Annotated in this window: 1 protein-coding gene; it reads left to right on the top strand. The window is 56.0% G+C overall.

What is annotated here, in order from left to right; translation table 11 throughout:
- The coding region (locus E1189_RS21930; RefSeq protein WP_196220775.1) for a hypothetical protein at window positions 1-216 on the top strand (216 nt) is incomplete at both ends.

Genomic DNA, 216 nt, shown 5'->3' with positions numbered 1-216 from the left:
CAGACATCTCCAGATCATGGGGGGGGCGGATAATCTGAAAATGGCTCTGGATATTCTTACCCGGCTGCGTACCCGGGCAACCGGGGGGAAGGCGAATACTCCCTGTGAGAACAAGGAGATAGAACTGGCTTTGGGCAGACTTCTCCAAGCCATGGGGGGTACAGAAAACCTGAGAAAGGCATTGATCATCTTTACCCAGCTGCGCACCCGGGCGGC

Source organism: Parendozoicomonas verongulae, assembly GCF_009711465.1.
Taxonomy (GTDB): Bacteria; Pseudomonadota; Gammaproteobacteria; order Pseudomonadales; family Endozoicomonadaceae; genus Sansalvadorimonas; species Sansalvadorimonas verongulae.
The sequence above is the reverse complement of the archived record's forward strand: the minus strand, read 5'-3'. Positions and strand labels throughout refer to the sequence as shown.